This is a genomic window from Streptomyces sp. ADMS, assembly GCF_033441795.1.
In the GTDB taxonomy this organism is placed as follows: Bacteria; Actinomycetota; Actinomycetes; order Streptomycetales; family Streptomycetaceae; genus Streptomyces.
Map to the genome: position 1 here is coordinate 151,696 of NZ_JAVFVX010000003.1, position 20,412 is coordinate 172,107.

21 protein-coding genes and 1 pseudogene are annotated in these 20,412 nt (G+C 69.0%); 13 read left to right on the top strand and 9 right to left on the bottom strand.

Annotated features, from left to right (window positions below; translation table 11 throughout):
• Positions 1 to 8 precede the first annotated feature (8 nt).
• The 9 genes and pseudogenes from RB628_RS02435 (at position 9) to RB628_RS02475 (ending at position 7,761) form a co-directional block, all read left to right on the top strand.
• Positions 9 to 1,346, top strand: coding sequence for an L-fuconate dehydratase (locus RB628_RS02435; protein WP_318318559.1), 1,338 nt, complete (start codon positions 9 to 11; stop codon positions 1,344 to 1,346).
• Complete coding sequence (locus RB628_RS02440; RefSeq protein ID WP_318318560.1) at positions 1,343 to 2,101, top strand: SDR family oxidoreductase; 759 nt, start codon at positions 1,343 to 1,345, stop codon at positions 2,099 to 2,101. The genes RB628_RS02435 and RB628_RS02440 overlap by 4 nt, the downstream gene beginning before the upstream one ends.
• The gene (locus RB628_RS02445; RefSeq protein ID WP_318318561.1) at positions 2,098 to 3,156 is read left to right on the top strand and encodes an aldo/keto reductase; all 1,059 of its coding nucleotides are present in this window, start codon (positions 2,098 to 2,100) and stop codon (positions 3,154 to 3,156) included. Before RB628_RS02440 ends, RB628_RS02445 begins: the two co-directional genes overlap by 4 nt.
• Entirely contained in the window at positions 3,153 to 3,464 is a 312-nt protein-coding gene (locus RB628_RS02450; RefSeq protein ID WP_318318562.1) for an L-rhamnose mutarotase, read from the top strand. Before RB628_RS02445 ends, RB628_RS02450 begins: the two co-directional genes overlap by 4 nt.
• Positions 3,461 to 4,369, top strand: a complete 909-nt coding sequence (locus tag RB628_RS02455) for an amidohydrolase family protein (RefSeq protein WP_318318563.1) — start codon at positions 3,461 to 3,463, stop codon at positions 4,367 to 4,369. Before RB628_RS02450 ends, RB628_RS02455 begins: the two co-directional genes overlap by 4 nt.
• Positions 4,360 to 4,542 (top strand): annotated as a pseudogene (locus RB628_RS02460) (heterodisulfide reductase-related iron-sulfur binding cluster); the annotation flags it as partial. The gene RB628_RS02455 and the pseudogene RB628_RS02460, both read left to right, overlap by 10 nt.
• Before the next feature lie 74 nt (positions 4,543 to 4,616).
• Positions 4,617 to 4,808 carry a hypothetical protein gene (locus tag RB628_RS02465; protein ID WP_318318583.1) on the top strand — a complete coding sequence of 64 codons (192 nt, stop codon included), beginning with the start codon at positions 4,617 to 4,619 and terminating at the stop codon, positions 4,806 to 4,808.
• A complete protein-coding gene (locus RB628_RS02470) occupies positions 4,795 to 6,393 on the top strand; it encodes an alpha-L-fucosidase (RefSeq protein ID WP_318318564.1) in 1,599 nt (532 codons plus the stop codon). Before RB628_RS02465 ends, RB628_RS02470 begins: the two co-directional genes overlap by 14 nt.
• Positions 6,394 to 6,786: 393 nt before the next feature.
• Positions 6,787 to 7,761: an expansin EXLX1 family cellulose-binding protein gene (locus RB628_RS02475; protein ID WP_318318565.1), complete on the top strand. Its 975-nt coding sequence runs from the start codon at positions 6,787 to 6,789 to the stop codon at positions 7,759 to 7,761.
• Between the two features lie 126 nt (positions 7,762 to 7,887).
• On the opposite strand, the gene RB628_RS02480 is transcribed toward RB628_RS02475, so the two are convergent.
• From RB628_RS02480 to RB628_RS02490, 3 genes are all read right to left on the bottom strand, one after another.
• Positions 7,888 to 9,027, bottom strand: coding sequence for a GH12 family glycosyl hydrolase domain-containing protein (locus tag RB628_RS02480; protein WP_318318566.1), 1,140 nt, complete (start codon positions 9,025 to 9,027; stop codon positions 7,888 to 7,890).
• Positions 9,028 to 9,256: 229 nt separating this feature from the next.
• The gene (locus RB628_RS02485; RefSeq protein WP_318318567.1) at positions 9,257 to 10,279 is read right to left on the bottom strand and encodes a LacI family DNA-binding transcriptional regulator; all 1,023 of its coding nucleotides are present in this window, start codon (positions 10,277 to 10,279) and stop codon (positions 9,257 to 9,259) included.
• A gap of 656 nt (positions 10,280 to 10,935) precedes the next feature.
• Entirely contained in the window at positions 10,936 to 11,106 is a 171-nt protein-coding gene (locus RB628_RS02490; protein WP_030933194.1) for a DUF5670 family protein, read from the bottom strand.
• Between the two features lie 394 nt (positions 11,107 to 11,500).
• Here RB628_RS02490 and RB628_RS02495 point away from each other — a divergent pair, with 394 nt between their 5' ends.
• The 4 genes from RB628_RS02495 to RB628_RS02510 all read left to right on the top strand — a co-directional run bounded on the left by RB628_RS02495 (position 11,501) and on the right by RB628_RS02510 (position 15,437).
• Positions 11,501 to 12,307, top strand: coding sequence for an MEDS domain-containing protein (locus tag RB628_RS02495; protein WP_318318568.1), 807 nt, complete (start codon positions 11,501 to 11,503; stop codon positions 12,305 to 12,307).
• The gene (locus RB628_RS02500) at positions 12,304 to 13,272 is read left to right on the top strand and encodes a sensor histidine kinase (protein WP_318318569.1); all 969 of its coding nucleotides are present in this window, start codon (positions 12,304 to 12,306) and stop codon (positions 13,270 to 13,272) included. The genes RB628_RS02495 and RB628_RS02500 overlap by 4 nt, the downstream gene beginning before the upstream one ends.
• 1,337 nt (positions 13,273 to 14,609) lie before the next feature.
• Entirely contained in the window at positions 14,610 to 14,999 is a 390-nt protein-coding gene (locus RB628_RS02505; protein ID WP_318318570.1) for a hypothetical protein, read from the top strand.
• Positions 15,000 to 15,437, top strand: a complete 438-nt coding sequence (locus RB628_RS02510; RefSeq protein ID WP_318318571.1) for a transposase — start codon at positions 15,000 to 15,002, stop codon at positions 15,435 to 15,437.
• Positions 15,438 to 15,525: 88 nt separating this feature from the next.
• On the opposite strand, the gene RB628_RS02515 is transcribed toward RB628_RS02510, so the two are convergent.
• From RB628_RS02515 to RB628_RS02540, 6 genes are all read right to left on the bottom strand, one after another.
• Positions 15,526 to 16,818, bottom strand: a complete 1,293-nt coding sequence (locus RB628_RS02515) for a cation:proton antiporter (RefSeq protein ID WP_318318572.1) — start codon at positions 16,816 to 16,818, stop codon at positions 15,526 to 15,528.
• 274 nt (positions 16,819 to 17,092) lie between these two features.
• On the bottom strand, positions 17,093 to 17,266 hold the full coding sequence (locus tag RB628_RS02520; RefSeq protein WP_318318573.1) for a YetF domain-containing protein: 174 nt from the start codon (positions 17,264 to 17,266) through the stop codon (positions 17,093 to 17,095).
• A 109-nt stretch (positions 17,267 to 17,375) separates the two neighbouring features.
• Positions 17,376 to 17,747, bottom strand: a complete 372-nt coding sequence (locus tag RB628_RS02525; RefSeq protein WP_318318574.1) for a metalloregulator ArsR/SmtB family transcription factor — start codon at positions 17,745 to 17,747, stop codon at positions 17,376 to 17,378.
• A gap of 200 nt (positions 17,748 to 17,947) precedes the next feature.
• Positions 17,948 to 18,322 carry a hypothetical protein gene (locus RB628_RS02530; RefSeq protein ID WP_318318575.1) on the bottom strand — a complete coding sequence of 125 codons (375 nt, stop codon included), beginning with the start codon at positions 18,320 to 18,322 and terminating at the stop codon, positions 17,948 to 17,950.
• A gap of 380 nt (positions 18,323 to 18,702) precedes the next feature.
• Positions 18,703 to 19,668 carry a threonine/serine dehydratase gene (locus RB628_RS02535; RefSeq protein ID WP_318318576.1) on the bottom strand — a complete coding sequence of 322 codons (966 nt, stop codon included), beginning with the start codon at positions 19,666 to 19,668 and terminating at the stop codon, positions 18,703 to 18,705.
• Positions 19,669 to 19,975: 307 nt separating this feature from the next.
• The coding region (locus tag RB628_RS02540; RefSeq protein WP_318318577.1) for a DNA-directed RNA polymerase subunit alpha C-terminal domain-containing protein at positions 19,976 to 20,412 on the bottom strand (437 nt) is incomplete at its 5' end.

Consider the following 20,412-nt stretch of genomic DNA (forward strand, 5'->3'; position numbering starts at 1 on the left):
GCACCCCCTTGACTACAACCTCCGCCCGGATCACCGCGGTCGACACCTACGACATCCGGTTCCCCACCTCGCGGGAACTGGACGGGTCGGACGCGATGAACCCGGACCCCGACTACTCAGCCGCCTATGTCGTGCTGCGCACCGACGCCGGCGACGGGCTCGAAGGCCACGGCTTCACCTTCACCATCGGCCGCGGCAACGACGTCCAGGTCGCCGCGATCGACGCCCTGCGGACCCATGTCGTGGGCCGTTGCGTCGCGGAGCTGTGCGCCGACCCGGGCTCACTGAGCCGCGACCTGATCGGGGACAGTCAGCTGCGCTGGCTCGGCCCCGAGAAGGGCGTGATGCACATGGCCATCGGCGCCGTGGTCAACGCCGTGTGGGATCTCGCTGCCAAGCGCGCCGGACAACCCTTGTGGCGGCTGCTCGCGCACGCCGACCCCGAGTGGCTGGTCTCCCAGGTCGACTTCCGTTACATCGCCGACGCCCTCACAGCCGAGGACGCCCTCGCCCTCCTCCGTGAGGGCCGGACCGGGCTCGCGGAACGTGAGGCCGTCCTGCTGGAGCGTGGCTACCCCGGCTACACCACGTCACCGGGCTGGCTCGGCTACTCCGACGAGAAACTGACCCGGCTGGCCAAGCAGGCGGTCGCCGACGGCTTCACCCAGATCAAGCTCAAGGTCGGCGCAGACCTCGCCGACGACGTCCGCCGTATGCGCACCGCCCGCGCGGCCGTCGGCGACGGGATCCGCATCGCCATCGACGCCAACCAGCGCTGGAACGTCGACGAGGCGGTCGGGTGGACCAACGCGCTCGCCGAGTTCGACCCGTACTGGATCGAGGAGCCCACCAGCCCCGACGACATCCTCGGCCATGCCACCGTCCGCCGTGGTGTCGCCCCCGTGAAGGTCGCCACCGGCGAACACGTCCAGAACCGCATCGTCTTCAAGCAGCTCCTCCAGGCCGGCGCCATCGACGTCCTCCAGATCGACGCGGCCCGGGTCGGCGGCGTCAACGAGAACCTGGCGATCCTGCTGCTCGCCGCGAAGTTCGGGGTGCCGGTGTGCCCGCACGCCGGCGGCGTGGGTCTGTGCGAGCTGGTGCAGCACCTGTCGATGTTCGACTACCTGGCCCTCTCCGGCACCACCGAGAACCGGGTCATCGAGTACGTCGACCACCTCCACGAGCACTTCACCGCGCCCGTGGTGATGCGCGACGGCCACTACACCGCGCCGCTGGCTCCCGGTTTCTCCGCCACCATGCGGGAGGAGCCCATTGCCGAGTACCGCTACCCGGACGGCGTGTTCTGGGTGGCCGACCGCGCTCTTCAGAGGGAGGCGGCATGACTGGTCTGGCCGGCCTCAGGGCCGTCGTCACCGGGGGCGCGTCCGGTATCGGGCTCGCCACGGCGCGCGCACTGGTGGCACAGGGCGCGGCGGTCGCCGTGCTCGACCTCGAGCCGGGCAGCGTCAGCGAACCGCTGATCGGCTTCCGGACCGACGTGGCCGACGACGCCTCCGTGCGCGCCGCCATGGAACAGGCTGCCGAGCGGCTCGGCGGCCTGGACATTCTCGTGAACAACGCGGGCATCGGCGCGCAGGGCACCGTCGAGGACAACCCGGACGAGCAGTGGCACCGGGTCCTGGACGTCAACGTCCTCGGCGCCGTCCGCACGACCCGCGCCGCTCTGCCCCACCTGCGCCGCTCCGCGCACGCGTCCGTCGTCAACACCTGCTCCATCGCTGCCACCGCGGGCCTGCCACAGCGCGCCCTGTACTCCGCCAGCAAGGGCGCGGTCCTCTCCCTGACCCTCGCCATGGCCGCCGACCACGTCCGCGAGGGCATCCGCGTCAACTGCGTCAACCCCGGCACCGCCGACACCCCATGGGTCTCCCGGCTCCTCGACGCAGCCGACGACCCCGATGCCGAGCGCGCCGCCCTCAACGCCCGCCAGCCCCTGGGACGCCTGGTCACCGCCGACGAGGTGGCGGCCGCCATCGTCTACCTGGCGAGTCCGGCCGCGGCGTCCGTCACCGGCACCGTGCTCGCGGTGGACGGCGGCATGCAGGGACTGCGGCTGCGCCCGGTGGACCGGTCGTGAGGACCACCACGCTGGGTGGCAGCGCCGTACCGGTCTCGGAACTGGCGCTGGGCTGTGCAGCCCTCGGCAACCTCTTCCACCCGGTCACCGACGAGGCCGCCCACGCCACGGTGGAGGCGGCCTGGGACGCCGGCATCCGCACCTTCGACACCGCGCCCCACTACGGCCTCGGCCTGTCGGAACGGCGGCTCGGCGCCGCGCTGCGCGACCGCCCCCGTGACACGTACACCCTTTCCACCAAGGTGGGCCGGCTTCTCGTGCCGGACCCGGAGGGCGGCGCCGGCGACGACCTCGTCCACGGCTTCGCCGTCCCGGCCACCCATCGCAGGGTCTGGGACTTCAGCGCCGACGGAGTGCTGCGCTCCCTGGAAGCCAGTCTGGAACGCCTCGGCCTCGACCACGTCGACGTGGCCCTGCTGCACGACCCCGACGACCACGCCGACCAGGCGTTGCGCGAGGCGTACCCGGCGCTGGAGCGGCTGCGCGCAGAAGGCGTGATCGGGGCGATCGGCGTCGGGATGAACCAGTCCGCGCTGCCCGCCCGGTTCGTGCGTGAGACAGACATCGACGTGGTGCTGCTGGCCGGCCGCTACACCCTCCTGGAACAGGACTCGCTCGCCGAGCTGCTCCCGGAGGCAGCCGCCCGTGGCCGGAGCGTGGTCATCGGCGGGGTGTTCAACTCCGGGCTGCTGACGGCCCCCCGGCCCGGCGCCACGTACGACTACGCACCGGCTCCGCAGCCGGTCCTGGACCGGGCGCTGAGGCTCCTCGCGGTCTGCGAACGCCATGGCGTGCCGCTGCGGGCCGCCGCTCTGCGCTTTCCGTTCGGCCATTCCGCTGTCGCGAGTGTCCTGACCGGGGCGCGCTCCCCCCATGAGGTGCGCGACACGGTGGAGCAGCTGCGGCGCCCGATTCCGGACGCCCTGTGGGACGAGCTGCGTGCCAAGAGCCTGCTCGCCCCGGACACCCCCGTCCCCGTACAAACCGGGGGAGCCGCGCCGATCGGGGAAGCCATGCCGATCGGGGAAGCCATGCCGTCGAAGGAGCCGTCATGAGGGTCGCTCTGCACACCAGGGTCCGTGCCGACCGTATCGAGGAGTATGAGGCCGCGCACCGGGAGGTGCCCGAGGAACTCACCGCCGCCATCCGCGCCGCCGGGGTGAGGGAATGGACGATCTGGCGCAGCGGCACGGACCTGTTCCATGTGCTGGAGGTCGAGGACTACCAGGCGATGATCACAGAACTCGACAAGCTGCCCGTCAACATCGCCTGGCAGGCCAGGATGGCCGACCTGCTCGATGTCGTCCACGACTACTCCGCGCAGGGCGCGGACGCCTCGCTGCCGGTGGTGTGGGAACTGTGACCGGAGTGGCAACCGTGCCCGGCATCGTGGACGCGCACCACCATGTGTGGGACCTGGCCGTCCGCGACCAGGACTGGATCAGCGGAGACGAACTCGCCCCGCTGCGACGCGACTTCACCCTCGCCGACCTGGCGCCGGAGGCCCGCGCGGCCGGTGTCACCGCCACCGTGCTGGTGCAGACGGTCACCGCGCCGGAGGAGACCCCGGAGTTCCTGGCCCTGGCCGCCGGCAGCGACCTGGTCGCCGGGGTCGTCGGCTGGACCGACATGACCGCCCCCGACGTGGCCGAGACCCTTGAGGGACTGCGCGCGGGCCACGGAGGGGAGCACCTGGTGGGCATCCGGCACCAGGTGCAGGGCGAGCCGGACCCGCGATGGCTCGTACGCCCCGAGGTACTGGGAGGCCTTGCCGCGGTCGCCGAGGCGGGACTCGTCTACGACCTCGTGGTGAAGCCCCATCAACTCGCGGCGGCGGTCGAGGCCGCGGAGCGCCTGCCAGGCCTCACCTTCGTCCTCGACCACCTCGGCAAGCCGCCCGTCGCGTCCGGCGAGCTCGACCCCTGGGCGCCGCAGATCCGAAGACTCGCCGCCCTTCCCAACACGGTCTGCAAACTCTCCGGCATGGTCACCGAAGCCGACTGGGACTCCTGGACCGTCGCGGCCCTCACGCCGTACGCCGACACCGTGCTCGACGCCTTCGGACCCGGGCGGCTGATGTTCGGCTCCGACTGGCCTGTCTGCCGGCTCGCCGCCTCGTACGCCGAAGTGATCGCCGCCGCACGCGAGTTGACGGCCGGGCTCGGCCCGGCCGAGCGCCACGACATCTTCACCGGCACGGCCGTGCGGACCTACGGCCTGTCCGCCCCCGCACGGCCGGCCCCGCCTCAGAAAACCCCATGCGCATAGCCCTCTTCATCACCTGCTTCAACGACACGATGCTCCCCCGCACTGGTCGCGCCGTGACTGGGCTGCTGGAACGCCTCGGCCACACCGTGGAGTTCCCCCAGGGCAAGACCTGCCGCGGTCAGATGCACTTCAACACCGGATCCCGCCCCGAGACCCTGCCTTTGGTCCGCCGGCCTTCCCCGAGGCGGCGCGCACCGCGCTCGCCGACACTTGGCTGCGGGCGAACCTGCGCCGGGCGGCCGGCACCGTGGGGCGGTTCGCCGAGCGTGCCGCCGAGTACCGCGCCACGGTGGTCCGTGTGCCGACGGCCGATGCCGCGGCGGCGGCCGGTCGCGCGCCGGCCCGTACCGGGGCACGGTCCCTGGTGGTGCCGCCCGGGCTTCCCGAGGACCTGGTCCCGGAGGGCCCCTGGGCCCTGCTGACGGATGTCCGCCGCTGACCGTGGGACAACTCGATGCGGCGGACGCCAGAACCAGGTAACCGCGGGGTTCGCCCCGTCCAGCTTCAACGCCGCCACGATCGCCGAGCTGGCCAGGAACGCCGGCATGAAGTACCTCGTGATCACCGCAAAGCACCACGAGGGCTACGCGATGTGGGACTCCAACGTCCCCGGCTTCACCGACGTCACCGGCACCAAGCTGTACAACCTGCGCGACTACAAAAACTTCCAGCCCGACCTGCTGGCCCAGCTGAAGACCGAGTGTGAGAGCCGGGGCATCAGGTTCGGGCTCTACTACTCGATCCTCGACTGGAGCCACCCCTCCCAGACAATCGACCGCGGCAACTACTTCTCCGACATGTCGTCGCTGTCCGCCCGCACCGCCTACATCAACGACATGAAGGCCCAGCTGCAGGAACTGCTGAACCGCTACGACCCGGCCGTCCTCTGGTTCGACGGCGGCTGGTGCGGCAACCCCTCCACCCCCGACCTCGACGACTGGTGGACCCAGGCCGACGGTGCGGACCTGTACAACTGGCTGCTGGCCCGCAAGCCCGACCTCATCGTCAACGAGCGGGTCAAGCGGGATCACGGTCTCGGCGACTACGCGGTCGCGGAGTTCGGTATCCCCGACGCGCCGCTGGAGCGGCCGTGGGAGGCGTGCGCCACCATGAACGACGCCTGGGGCTACAACGAGTGGAAGGAGAACCAGTACCGCTCGGTCCAGACCCTCGTCCGGGAGATGGCCACCGTCGTCTCGCGGGACGGCAACTACCTGCTCAACATCGGCCCCAGGGGCGATGGCACCCTGACCGCCGGCACCGTGACCGTTCTGAACGGCATGGGCTCCTGGATGGCCACCCACGGTGACAGCATCCACGGCACCAGCGGCAGCCCCTTCGTCACCGAGCCGTCCTGGGGCAGGGTCACCAAGAAGAACGGCAAGCTCTTCGCCCATGTCTTCAACTGGCCCACGGGCGGCACCCTGCAGATTCCGGCGGTGTACAACACGATCAACCGCGTCTACCTGATGAACAATCCCGGCACCAACCTCAACTACTGGGTCAGCGGCGGGCAGATCAACGTCCAGGTGCCGACCACCGCGCCCAACGCGAACGACTCCGTGGTCTGCGTGGAGGTCAACGGCATGCCGGCCGTCCTGGCCAACGGCGTCTACGGGTTGGTCTGCGCCCAGAGCGGCAAGGCTCTCGACAACGGCAACACCGCCGACGAAGGCAGCCAGATCATCCAGTGGACCCCCAACGGCGGCGCCCCGCAGCAGTGGGCGGTCACCGACCTGGGGCACGGCTACTACAGGCTGGTCTGCGCACGGAGCGGCAAGGCCCCCGACGACAACGGCGGCACCGGAGACGGCGGGGTGATGGTGCAGCGGACCGTCAGCAACACCAGCTACCAGCAGCAGTGGGCCATCACCGCGCTGGGCGGCGGCGCACACCGGCTCATCAACAGGCACAGCGGAAAGGCGCTGGACAACTCCAACAACGCTGCGGACTGGACCAGGACGATCCAGTGGACCCCCAACGGCGGGCCCCAGCAGCAGTGGAACACGACCAAGGTCGGCTGAGCGGCCCCGGGGTGGCGCGCCCTGGCCCGCCACCCCCGTCTCACCCGGCACCACGCGACAGTCCTCCCCCCCTCCCGGCCGACCTGCGGGGGCTCACCACCCCGCGGAACCGTGACTTGCGCAAAGCAGGCCCTGCTCCCGCCCGAGGGTCCTTGGGCGGGAGCACGGGCGATCCGGCCGGGGGCCTGCCGGCTGCGGGACCCCCGGCCACGCGCGTCGATCCCGCCACGCGCCGGTGGCCGGAGGGCCGGACGTCACAGAGGCTGTGCCCAGCGCTTCCATCCGGCTGCTGATGTCCCGGCACCGACCCGGCCGAAAGATCGGCGGCAACCTTTTCGCCACCTGCGGCCACTGATCAGTGCAACACCGACACGCTCTTCCGAACGGATGAACATGCACGAGACACGCCAGGCCGCGCGGCAGCGCAGGCGTACACGCCGCCTGATGGTGGGCACCGCCGCGGGGCTGGTCGTCACAGGTCTTCTCGTCTCACTGGTCATGACCATGCAACCCGACGGCAATGATGACGCCGGGCCGGCCCCAGCCACGGCTGTCGCCAACTCCCAGGAGTCTCTGCCGCCGACATCGCCAGCACGGAAGCCCGTCAAAGCCCCCCCGTCCGCAGCCTCCGCGACTCCGTCGGCCGGCGCTACGACTCCGTCGGCCGGTGCAACGATCTCCTCTGCCTCCGCGACCACGTCGGCGGCGCCGACGTCCGCCTCCCCGCGGAAAGCTCCTGCCACGTCGTCACTGGCGGGACGAATCCGTCCCAAGAACACCTACCCGGGAGTCGCCACTGTCTACAAGGCCGGCGTCGGGGACGGCGCCTGCTCGTACGGACCGAGCGACGACATGATGATCGCAGCGATGAACACCACCGACTACGAGACGTCCGCGGCCTGCGGGGCGTACGTGCTCGTCCGCGCGGCGAACGGCGCCTCCGTCACGGTCAAGATCACCAACGAATGCCCGCTGCCCTGCGCACCCGGGCAACTCGACCTCAGCGAACAGGCATTCGCCGAACTGGCCCTGATCTCGACCGGCCGGATCGCGATCACCTGGAGCCTGTTGAGCCCCGACACGTCGGGCACGATCTCGATCCGCTACAAGAACGGATCGAGCCCCTACTGGTGCGGCATTCAGGCAATGGGCCACCGCAACCCGCTGGCCCGGCTGGAGGTCCGCACCGGTGGCGGCTGGCGCCAACTGGTCCGCACCGACTACAACTACTTCCTCTCTCCTGACGGCAGCGGGTGCGGCGGCGCGATCCGGATCACCGACATCTACGGAGAACGGCTGACCATCGACGGGATAGCTCTGCGGCCTGAAGCCGTGCAGCCGACGCGGGTCCAGTTCGCCCGGCACTGACCCGCCGTCAGTAGTGGGCTCCTCCGAACGCCACGCTCGGAGGAGCGCTGACCGTTGCCGATCCGAGCCCTCCGGGGCCGCCGCCGGCATGGAGGAGTCGGGCGGGCCCCGGAAGGTGAACGTATGTCACACGGTGGTGCAGGCGGTGCCGTTGAGGCTGAATGCGGTGGGCCTGGCGAAGGCGCCGCTGGAGGCGCCCTGGAAGCCGAAGGATGCCCGGCCGCCGGCTGCTACCTCTCCGTTGTGGGCCACGTTGGTTGCGGTGACCGCCCCTGACGACCCGGACAGGTTCGCGTTCCAGGCATTGGCGATCTGCTGTCCGGAGGGGAGGGTGAACGCGAGCTTCCAGTCGCTGACGGGGGAGGAGCCGGTGTTGGTGATGGTGACGTCGGCGGTGAAGCCGCCCTGCCAGACGTTCGTCGCGTAGGCCACCTCGCAGGCCGTGGAGCCGCCCGGGTCGCCGGGGCCGCCCGGGTCACCGGAGGAGCCCTTGTTGACGGTGGAGGAGAACGAGGTCACGGCGAGACCCGCGCCGTTCTGCCAGGGCTCGAAGCCGGCCTGAACACTCGTCAGGTACCAGTTGTCCTGCGCGAGCCCCCGCGAGACGGCCTGCCGGGCGAAGTCCATGACGTCGAAGGTCCAGTTGGTGATCGCCGACGGCGCGACGAACGACAGCACGTCGTTCGAGCCGTTGCTGCCGGACCACACCTGCCACTGGCGTCCGGCCACGGTGGCGGTGCCCACCGGGGAGCCGATGGGCTGCACGGAACCGACCTTGTTGAACCAGAGCATGATCTCGGTACGGTTCACGCCGTCGGTGCGGGGCGTGGGGTCGAGCCAGATGTCGTACGAGGCGTTGTACGCCGCGTCGTTCACATAGCTGTAGGAGATGCTCGTGGGCGCGTCGGAGATGGTGCTCAGCTGAGCGGGAAGGCTGGTTCCGGGCGAGCAGTTGGTGTAGTGGCAGCCGTTGTAGACGGACGGGTAGGACTTCGGGGCGCCGTTCGTGGGGACGGATCCGTCAGCCTGGGTGATCCTGAACCCCGAGTCGGTGACGGCGATGCACTGGGTGGCGCTGGTGCCCCAGCGGTTGTTCTGAACCACGTAGCGGCCCTGGATGGTCGTTGAGCCGAAGGGCTGGCAGATCGTGGTGTCGGCCTGTGCCACTGACGCTGTGGTCAACAGCGCGGCGAGGGAGACGAGTGAGGTGAGCAGCGCGCCGAGCAGGCCACGCGCGCTGTGGGCATGGTGCGGTGAAGGACGCATGCGGATCCTCTTCAGAGGGATGGGGGGTACGGAAGTGCACCCACAACCTTGTGAATGGGAGCGCTCCCAATCCGGGCTTCGGCTGGGACTGTAGGGATGGATCAGGTCCCTGACAAGGCGGTCGACGTGAACCTGGCGGCCCGATTCCGGAGACGCAGGTCGGACGAGGGCGCCGAGACACAGCGCGCCGGTGCAGGGAGCGCTCCCGGGCCGGGTTCGCCGACGAGGGTCAGGTCGACTCGCGTATCACCAGCTCCGTACGGAGGATGACGTGACGCCAGGCCACGGAGCCCTCCTCCATCTCCTCCAGAAGCAGTCGGATCATGACCCGTCCGATCTCCTCGATCGGCTGGCGCACCGTGGTCAGCGGTGGTTCGGTCCGCTGGGCCAGCGAAAAGTCGTCGAAGCCGATCACGGCGACATCCTCGGGCACCCGACGGCCGGCCGCGCGCAGGGCCTCCAGAGCCCCTGCGGCTGTCGTGTCCGACGCGGCCAGGACGCCGTCGATGTCCGGATGCCGTTCGATGAGGTCGGCCATGGCTCGGCGCCCGCTCTCCGCCGTGAAGTCGCTTTCGGCGACACGCGTCGGCGCGCCCTCCAGGCCCGCGATCGCCAGGGCCTCTTCGTAGCCGCGGAGCCGGCACTGGGCGGCGTACAGGTCGAGCGGCCCGGTGATGGTCGCGATCACCCTGCGGCCCTGTCGCAGAAGGTGGGAGACGGCGCTGCGGGCTCCGCCGATGTTGTCCGCATCGACGTAGCTGACGTACTCCTCGCCGGAGCGGCGCCCCAGCAGCACGGTCGGCAACCGGGCTTCGGCGAGCATGTCGGGCAGCGGATCGCCGGCGTGTACGGACATCAGCAGGACTCCGTCGACCCGGCCCCCGCGTGCGTACTCGAGGAAGCGCTGCCGCTCGGCGTCCGAGCGGACCAGGGTCAGCAGCAGTTGGATCCCGGTGTCCGTCAGAGCGTCTGCGAGTGAGCGGACGATCTCGGAGAAAAAGGGCTCGGCGAACTGCCTCCAGTCCGGCTCCGTCATGACCAGGGCGACGGCGTCGGCCCGCCGTCCAGCCAGGGAGCGGGCTGCGAGATTGGGCACGTAGCCCAGCTCTTCGATGGCCCGCTGCACGGCCCGACGTGTCGAATCCTTCACGCCCGCCGCGTTGTTGACGACGCGGGAGACCGTGCCCCGTCCCACCCGCGCGTGGACGGCCACCTCCTCCAGCGTCGGTGTCCCCGGGCGTCGTCTGCCCATGACCGCCTCCCCAAGAGATCACCGATCCTAGCGGCCGGAGGCAACCGGGCACATGACTTCACGAGCGGAGCGGATGCAGGTGAGTGCCGCTGCATCCGCGATTGGGAGCGCTCCCATCGGCGCGCCAAGCTGTAAGGACTCGCTCATGCGACACCCCTCGCCTTCAGTACTTTTGGTCAGCGACACTCTCTCGGTGGTCGTGTCCCGCTTCGGTGCAAGCGACCTTGCCCGACTCGTTCCGGTAGGCCGCGCGTCGGCCACCTCGTGGGACACGGCCTCCGGGGTCGCGCGGCGGCTGACCGGCCGTCAGCGCCATGCGCGGCCCCGAACTGCGCCGATGCGGCGATGACCTGAGGATTCCGGCGTTTTGATCCGCTGCACCACATGGCGGCGCATGGCGGGACGCCACCCTCTCCAGCGCTGTTCCACCGGTGTTCTCGGCCCGGGTCGCCCAGGAGTGCGGGGCGACGCCACGGATGCGTGGCTTGCAGGGGGCGAGCTGACTGCCCGCCCCTGCTGCTCCACCGGGCCCACCTATGAGGCCGGGTGCCCGGCAAGTTGGTGGTTGCATCGTTTGTCCGAAGAGACGTCCCGTGGCAGGACGTGCCTGTGGGCCCCGGGTGTTCCCCGGGGCCCACAGGCTGGCTGCTGGCGGGTTACCAGCGATACCAGCGGCCCTTGCGGCCGCCCGTGTCCGCACTGCGCATCACGAAGCCCAGCAGCCAGACGACCAACACGATGACGGCTATCCACCACAGTGCCTTGAGCGCGAAGCCCGCGCCGAAGAGGATCAGAGCCAGGAGCAGAACGAGAAGCAGGGGAACCATAGTTATCAACCTCCGTCGCTCCTCGTGCCCGGGGAATCGAAGAACACGCAGCCGATCCACCTGGTTTCTTCACTGATCCTGCGGGAACTGGGGCCAATTTCGCCACCCCTGTTCACCTTGTTGATGAGGACCGACGTCACCGGAACTCTTCGGCCGCAGGTTTCGCCCTCCTGGGACGCCGACTCCTGCTCGCGCCATGGGGCAGGCTGTCTGCTCAGAGGCCGAGCAGCACCGGCTCGACCGGAACACCAGAGGGGATCAACGCGGGCAAAGGGGTCACAAGCTCGCAGAGGAGAACACGTCGGGTCGATCTCCATTCGGCTCAATGATCGCCCGGTTGGCCCAGTATTCTCTGTATCCCGGGACGGGTTGGAAGGGCGGAAAGGGGACCCAGGTGAGATCGGCGCGGACGTTGGCTGCGTTCGACGACGTCGTGCTCGGTGACCATGTCTGCTGGCACAGGGACTCAACCGCCTCGACCCCCGCGGATGTGCTCACCTACGTGGCCGACGGCGCTCTGTACGGTGACAAGATCGTGGTGGTCGGCTCCACCGGCGCCGCCTCCGGCCTTGCCCGTGATGCTGTGCCGGCCGCCTCCGTGATCCTCGATTTTCCACGCGTTGCGGACTCCGACTCCGTCCTGGCCGCGGTACGCCGGGAAGCCCGTACCGCAGCCCGGGAGGGCTACCGGTCGGTGCGCGTACTGACCGAGCGGGTGCCTGCGGCAGCACCCAGCGGGACCGAGGAACTGGTGGCTCAGGAGCTGAAGCTCGATGAGTTCGCCTCGGAGAGCAACGCCATCGTGGTGTGCGCCTTCAGGCCGTCGCAGTGGGACGTGCCTACCCTGGAACATGTGGCAGGTGTGCACCCGCACGAGATGGGCATGCGCGCGGAACGTCCGGCCTTCCGGATGTACAGCACGGGCGCCGACAGCTGGAGCGTTGACGGAGTGATCGACTCAGAGTGCGCGGACGCGTTCAACACTGCGGTACGGGCAGCGATTCGGTGCTCGCCCAGAGTGAAACTGCGCTTCGACACCCTGGACATGATCGACGCTGCCGGCATGCACGCGCTTGTTGATGCCGCCGGTCATCTTCCGGACCGCCGGATCGTCGTGGAAGGCGCCAACGAGACCGTGCGCCTGTGCTGGGAGCTCGCGGGCTACGCGACCGTCGGCATGGCGGTGGTGATGGCCGCATGAACGCGACCTTGCCCTCGAACCGGTCCGGTCAGGCACAGTCCTCGTTCCGCCACGAGCTCTTCCCCTATCGCGGAGACGCGCAGTTCCTGTCCGGGACACTGGGGTACATCCGCGAGGCGCTGGAAGGCGGCGAGGCCGTAGTCGTCGCTGTCCCCTCGGACAAGGCGTCACTCCTGCGCGGCGAACTCACCGGCGAGCCCGCCGTCACCTTCGTCGATACCACGACGCTCGGACCCAACCCCGGTCGGCTCGTCGGCGCCTGGGTGGCCTGGATGAAGGAGCGCGGGGAGGGCGACAGGCCCGTACGGGGTATCGGGGAGACAGCCTGGCGTGAGGCCCGCAACGCCGCGCACCTCTCGGAACTGCGCTATCACGAGTGGCTCTTGAACCGTGCCTTCGCCCGCAGCTCCGCCTGGTCGATGCTGTGCCCCTACGACGACGCCGACGACGACCAGAGCGCCCTGCAGTCCTTGTCCCGCTGCCACCCCCTGATCCGTCAGGACGGCCACTACGTCCGTAACGAGAGCTACCTCACCGCCGAGGAGTATCCCTTCGAGGCCCTGAACGCCCCCTGCGATCCCTTCCAGGAACTCAGCTACGCGCACGGTGATCTGGCCGTGATCCGCTCAAAGGTCTCGCAGTGCGCATCGGACGCAGGCGTCCCGGAGGATCAGCGGCGCAAGCTGGCTGTCGCCGTCACGGAGATCGCCACGAACAGTATCCGGCACGGCGGAGGCCGCGGGACCCTGCGCACCTGGACGCAGGACTCGACGTTCCTGTGCGAGTTCCGTGACGCCGGCTACATTGCCGACGTGATGGCGGGCCGCAACCGCCCCACCGCCGACCAGATCGGTGGGCGAGGCCTCTGGCTCGCCCACCAGCTCTGCGACCTGCTCGAAATCCGCTCCACCCGGGAGCACGGCACCACCATTCGCCTCCACACCAATGTGCCCCAACAAAGTTGACGGCTTCGGACACTGGGGGCCCGACAAGGTGCGAACCATGTCGTGTCGCCCTACCTCGATGCTCGGCAGGAGTCGGCGTGGGGTGGTGCCGGAGGGAGCGGGGACGCTCATCGGATGCTCCGACAGCCGGTCCAGTGCGGGTTGGCCGCCGTCGCCGGCGGCCTGCTCTTCACTGGTGAGAGCGATCGTGGCGAGTATGCGCCGGAGATTGTCCTTCGCTTCCAGGATCCGGCCTGTGGCGGGGTCCCTGGGCATGGAGCAGCGCATGCTTTGCGGTCGACGAGGACGTTCATGGTGGAGTCGGGAACCCTGAAATGGGGTCGGGCTGTCCGTCAAGGTACCGGTGCCTGGTATCGCCTGGTGAGATGAAGAGTTGGCCCTCGCGGACCTGCCAATCAGCTGTGCCGTCGACTTCGTGGCTGGCGAGAAACAGCCCCCTGGCGCGGTCTCCGTCGTCGGAAGCCGGGATCCGTGCGATCTCGCGAACCGGGTTGACGAGCCGGTCCAGGCCGACTGGCGGATGTCGGCGCCGTAAAAGATGCAGTGGGTCCAGTTGGCGTGCTGGCGAGGTACGCCCCACCCATGGGTGTAATGATCGTCTTCGTGAGCCGAGATGACACCCGAACGACCCTGGATCCGACGGGCGCTGGCCCCGCGGCAGCGGGCTGACGTCGGCAGACCTCGGTGAACACCTCCGCCGCCCGCTCTGCCATCCGTCCATACGCCGCACATCCCAGCGGCTGGGAGGGCTGAGTCGTCCCCCAATGGGTACTCGAGCAGAGGAAGGCACTCGCTGGTACCGAGGGATGGAGCCGCATGCCACGCATGATGGAACGTATCAAGCAGTTCGCAAGAAGCCCTCAAGGGCGTCGTACGACCGAGCAGGCGCGGCGGGCCGCAGCCGACCCCCGTCGCCGGGCCCAGGCCAAGAGCTTGCTGGCCAAGTTCCGCGGCCGTCGCTGACCACATCCGCACACAGGGCGTGGGGCGTGTCGAGGAAGGCCGCGAGCAGGCAGCCTGAGCTGCTTTATTGGCATGTCTGATCACGCGGGGAGGCGACCAGCGGCACCCGGTCCTCCAGTGGCAGGTTCCAGAGCCTGCCCTTGCGGACCGGGTCCGGACAGCCGTGCCGCAGTGAGTCCCGGTCTGCTGCGCGCGATGGTGAAGCGTTCGCCGAGGCACTCATGTCCGCGGAGGCCGGCGCCCTCTTCAACGCCCAGTATGTGCAGGTCAGCAACCCAGCGCACCTTCGGTGCGCGCCCCTCGGCACGCTGGGGTGCCTGTGTGCCCTGCCGGTACGAAGATGCAGTCGGGACCTGACGCGGACCCGGACCCAGATGACCCGCACCCGCGGTCAGGTTGTCCAGCGTCTGGAGGAGATGCTGGAGAACTCCGGTATCAAGTTCGCCGCGGTAGCCGCAGACATCATGGGCGTCTCCGGCCGGGCCATGCTGGAGGCACTGATCAGTGGGGAGCGGGATCCCCAGGTGCTGGCCGACCTGGCCAGACGCGAACTCCGTATCAAGATCCCGGAGTTGACCGAGGCGCTGACCGGCCGCTTCCGTGAGCATCACGACTTTGTGGCCCGCCTGCACCTGGACCAGTACGACCAGCTCACCGACGCGATCGAGCAGTTGGACGGCCGGATCGAGGTGGCGATGTCGCCCTTTCGGCTCGTCCTGGACCCCTTCGACACCATCCCCGGCATCAACCAGAAGGTCGCATAAGTGATTGTCGCGGAGACCGGCGGTGACATGAGCCGTTTCGTCAGCGACAAGCACCTCGCCTCCTCGGCCGGCGTCTGCCCCGGTCACCGCTCCTCGGCCGGACGGACCAAGAGTACGAAGGTCAGACCCGGCAACCCCTACCTCAAGGGCGCCCTGGGCATCGCCGCCCTCGGCGCCGTACGCAGCAAGGACATTTACCTCCAGGCCCGCTATAAACGGCTCACCGCCCGCCGCGGCATGATGAAGGCCCTGGTCGCCATCGAACATTCGATCATCACCGCGATCTGGCACATGCTCACCGACACCAAGCCCTACCACGAGCTCGGCGGCACCTACTTCACCCAACGCGACCCCGAACGCGCTGCCCGCAGAGCCGTCACCCAGCTCAACCAACTCGGCTACACCGTCACCCTCAACCCGATCGAAAGCGCGGCCTGACCCCGCAGAGCTCAGCACCCGGTGGCCTCCCCTGCCACCGGGCACCCAGCCCTGCGCGCACCTACCATGACCTGCCGTTATTTACGCATCAGTTACGGGGTTCGCCGGGCTTCGTGGTGCTGTGCCCCGTGGATCCGTTCCGGGGTGTCGACGGCTGGGGCGAGGGCTCCTCGGCGCGCGGGGGTTCTTTCGCGTCGTCGGGGAGGCCGATGAGTTCCTCGACGTCGAAGAGCCGGGCGATCGGCACGTCGGTGCTGCTGTGGGCGACGATGGAAAAGGCGATGGTGACGGCGACCAGGGTGAACGCCTCCTCGCCCTGGGGGATGCCCGCCTGGAGGACCAGGAGTCCGTAGACCACGGACGCGAAGCCCTTGGGCCCGAACCAGGCCGCCGTCAGCTTCTCCCTGCGGTCGAAGTCGGTGCCCGCCAGCGACACCAGCAGGGAGGCGGGACGGATGAGGAGGATGGCCAGGACCGCCACCGCGTACCCGCCGATCGACAGGTCGCCGAAGAGCTGCGGGGTCAGCAGAGCCCCGAAGACCAGCAGCGCCGCGAACTTGGCGAGTTCCGCCAAAGCCTCTCCCAACGGCTCGAAGGCCTCCTTGGCCTGCGGCGCGCGGGCAGCGATCACCGCTCCGGCGGAGAAGGCGGCCAGATAGGGGTTGGCGTGGGTGAGATGGCAGGCTCCGTAGAGGACGACCCCGACGGCCAGCGGCAGCAGGGGCTGCAGCTTGGGTTCGGCGCCCAGCAGCTGGAACCGGACCAACCGGTGCACCAGCAGCGGCAGCGCCACCCCCAGGAGCAGCCCGAGTAGCAGTTCGGTGGCGATCGACACGGCGCCGACGTCCTCGGCGTGGCCGGCGGGCGCGGCGGCCGCGATGAGCACGAGGACGAAGGGCAGCGCGAGACCGTCGTTGACCCCGCTCTCTACGTTGAGGAGCTGCCGCAGCCGGGCGGGGACCTCCTTGCGGCCCACGATCGCGGAGGCGAACACCGGATCGGTGGGTGCCAGGACCGCACCGATCAGGAAAGACGTCGTCCAGTCCAGGCCGACGAGGAAGTGCGTCAGCAGCGCGACGCCGAGGAAGGCCAGGGGCATGCCCAGGCCCAGTGCGCGTGCCGGGTTGCGCCAGCCCCGGCGCAGGGAGGGGAGCGAGACGTGCATGCCGTCGGTGAACAGCACCGCGAAGAGCGCCAGGTCCGCAGTGACCCTGACGATGGGACTCTCCGGCGTGATGTGGATCAACCCGAGGAAGCCGTCACTGACGATCGCACCGCCCGCCAGGAACAGCAGAGAGGTGGAGAGCACCGACCGGGCGGCCAGCCCGGACAGCAGCACCGCCACCAGCAGCGCCACCCCGAAAACGAAGACGAGTACCACCGAGCACGCTCCCGCTGTTGATCGAACAATCCTGGCACCACCGGACCGGCGGGCACCTTCCCCCCCGGCCCCCCTGGGAGGGCCTGACTGATACGTGTGCCCACCGGGGGGCTGGTCATCGTACGTGCTTGCTGCACTCGGTTTCTCGGCCGGTGTGCCAACGGCAGAATCAATGCGCAGCGTTCTGATATGCCCCGCATCAGCGAAGTGAGCATCAGGACGTAAACGAGCAGTGGGCCCGGCGCTTGGTGCGATGCTTCCCGGCGCTCCGCCTCTACTTGCCCGGCTGTGCTCGAACGGGCTTGCGGACGTCCTGGAGTGAGCTGCCGGAGCCGGTCTGGGACCGGCTGAGGACGCTGAAGCGGCCGTCGGTCTCCAGAACCACCGCAGTGACGTCCTCGACTGCACCGATTCCCTTGGAGCGGATCGCCTGAAGCAGGTGTGTCAATTTAAATTGACACACCCACCATCTGCACACCGACCTGGATCCAGCCTGAGAGGCCTACGCGGCCGTCGGCACCCTCGGAGCCCAGTGCGGGGAGACGGAGCCAGGGGAGTCAGGTGCGTTGGTCGGCTCCACCCGGAGTGAGGGCCGGCCGGGGGTCCGCCTGCTGGAGTTCGGCGAGCAACTCGCTCTGGCCGGTGATCAGTTCGGTCAGGATGCGGCGGGCCGCGCGCAGAAGTTCAGCCACATCGCCGCCGGCCAGGGCGTAACTGACGGTTGAGCCCTCCCGGATGGACACCACGATTCCCGAGCGGCGCAGTACGGCCAGTTGCTGGGAGAGATTGGACGGTTCGATGTCGATCTCGCTGAGCAGGTCGCGTACGGGGACGGGTCCGTTTTGCAGCAGTTCCAGGACCCGGATGCGTACCGGGTGTCCGAGCATGCGGAAGAACTCAGCCTTGGCCTGGTAGAGGGGGACCTGCATGGTGAATCGCTCGCTCCCTGCCGCAATTCGACGGGCTGCATCCGGGAGCGGTGGCCCTGCAAGTGCCACCGCCGACGGTCTTTTGAACCGATCCTCGGGCATCCGGCCCCGCACGCCCATGGGATTGATCTGATCCGGATGTGCCCAGTTGAAGAAATCTTCAAGTCGTGGGCGTGCGGGGCTGTCGAGCATGCGACTTTCTACACGTCCAGTTGGCCCTCGATGCTCTTGAGCTGATGGCGGGCCATCGCGAGGTTCGATTTCTTCCTGTCGATCACGAGGTAGAGGAACAAGCCGTTGCCGCCACGGCCCTTGAGCGGCCGGAGGAGGTGGTACTGACTGCCGAGTGTGATCAGTACGTCCTCGATCTCGCCCTTGAGTCCGAGGTGTTCCATGGTGCGGGTCTTGGCTCGGATCACATCCGTGTTGCCGGCCGCCGCAACAGTCAGATCGAGGTCCTTGCCACCCCCCAGAGTGCCCAGCGCCATACCGCTGGTGTAGTCGACCAGAGCAGTTCCCAACGAACCCTCGATCGACGTCATGATCTCCTTGAGGCAAATCTCCACATTGCTCATCCCGGCATCTCCTCTTTGTCCGTGCGAGGTTCGGGCGTCGCCCTCCTCGCCGATGCCCCGGACCTTACGTAGTGCCCGCTGCCGGTAACCCTGTTGTTCCTGTACTGGCCGAGGGGACCTTGAAAAAGTCGGATGATGCGATATCCGTGACCGCTCGTGCTCGGCGAATGACTGCCGTTATCGGCTCGGCGGGGGAGTGGAGCCGGTGTGCGCGGTGTTTCTCCTGTACCACCGCGCCACGGTCCCGCCGGGGATGCCGGTGCGCTCGACGCTGCGTGGGTGGAGGAAACGCTCCAGGGCCGCCGGGTTTCCGGCGAGGGAGGCGGATCACCATCACGCGGCAGGGCAGCGCGAGTTCTTCGCAGCCCAGCGCCCAGTGGTCAAGGCGTGCGGACCCAGCGGTGGTAGGCGTCCAGGTCGACGTTGCCGCCGCAGATGATGGTGGCCACGTGGCGGCCGGCGAAGCGGTCACGGTCTTCCAGGACGGCCGCGATGCCGAGGGCCGCTGAGGGTTCGACCACCAGGCCCGCACGCTCCAGCAGCATCCGCATGCCCGTGACGATGGACGCCTCGTGGACCAGCACGGCGTCGTCGGCCACCGTGAGAAGGTCGTCCAGGACGGCGGGGATCGGATACCGCCCGGCGACACCGTCGGCGATGGTGTCGGTCACGTCGGTGGTGACGACCCGGCGCTGGTGCCAGGAGCGGGTCATCGCGGGTGCGCCGAGGGGCTGTACGCAGATCACCTCGACGTCCGGCGCAAGGGTCTTGAGGACGTAGCCCACGCCGGTGGCCATCGCGCCGCCGCCAAGCGCGATCAGGACAGCGTCGAAGGACGACGCCGCGCTCGTCAGTTCCAGGCCGATGGTTGCCGCGCCCTCGCAGGTCTCGATGTCGAGGCTGTCCTCGACCAGCCGGACGCCGCGCTGTTGCGCGATACTTGCCGCCCGTTCGCGGGCCATCTCGAAGTCGCCGTCGACAAGCTCCAACTCCGCACCCAGCGCGCGGATCCGGTCGAGCTTGGCAGCGGGAGCCCTGCGTGATGCCACGACCGTCACGTCGAGGCCACGGCGGCGACCGGACCAACCGAGTGCCTGGCCCAGGTTGCCGGCACTGGCGCACACCGCGGCGGCGCGCCCCTGGCTGGTCAGCATGCCGGCGACAAGTTCGGTGCCGCGGGCCTTGAAACTGCGCACCGGGTTCGCCGTTTCCAGTTTGATGCTGACCGTGCAGCCAAGCTCGCGTCCCAGCGCGTCGCACTCGTACAGCGGAGTATCCAGAAAGATCGGGTCGATATCCCGGCGGGCCGCGCCGATCCGGGCAAGATCGAGGCGCGTCGTGAGCATGACCAGCAACGTACCGCACGATCGCGGGTCGCGCGGGCGGAGCACGCCTTGTCGGCCAGGACCTTCCGCCTGGTGCACGGCCGTCCACAGCGCCGGGGAAGGCGCAAGTGGCGGGCGGTGGACACCGCCCGCCACTCACCTCTGCAGACTCACGTTGCCGGGACGTTCGGTCGGGCCGCACAAGGCGCCCGACCGGGCAAGACATACGCATCCCCCAGGAGGGGGGTGCGGTAGTCCGGACGCCGTCTCCTCATCGTCGGCTGCTGTGTCTCGCCGGATCCTCCGGAACCCGGCCGCAGCACAGTGTTCAGTACTGCTCGGTCTCCACGAAACTCCCGTCGGCCTCGTTGTCCGCACCGAAGGCATCCGCGGCGGCGGTCGGGTTGAATCCGGGCGGACTGTCCTTCAGCGCCAGGCCCATGTCGGCGAGCTTCGCCTTGACCTCGTCGATGGACTTCGCGCCGAAGTTGCGGATGTCGAGCAGGTCCGCCTCGGAGCGGGCGAGGAGCTCGCCCACGGAGTGGACGCCCTCACGCTTGAGGCAGTTGTACGAACGGACGGTGAGGTCGAGCTCCTCGATCGGCAGTACCAGGTCGGCGGCGAGGGCGGCGTCCGTGGGGGACGGGCCCATGTCGATGCCCTCGGCGTCGATGTTGAGTTCGCGGGCAAGCCCGAACAGCTCGACGAGTGTCTTGCCGGCCGACGCCATGGCGTCACGCGGACGCATGGCCTGCTTGGTCTCGA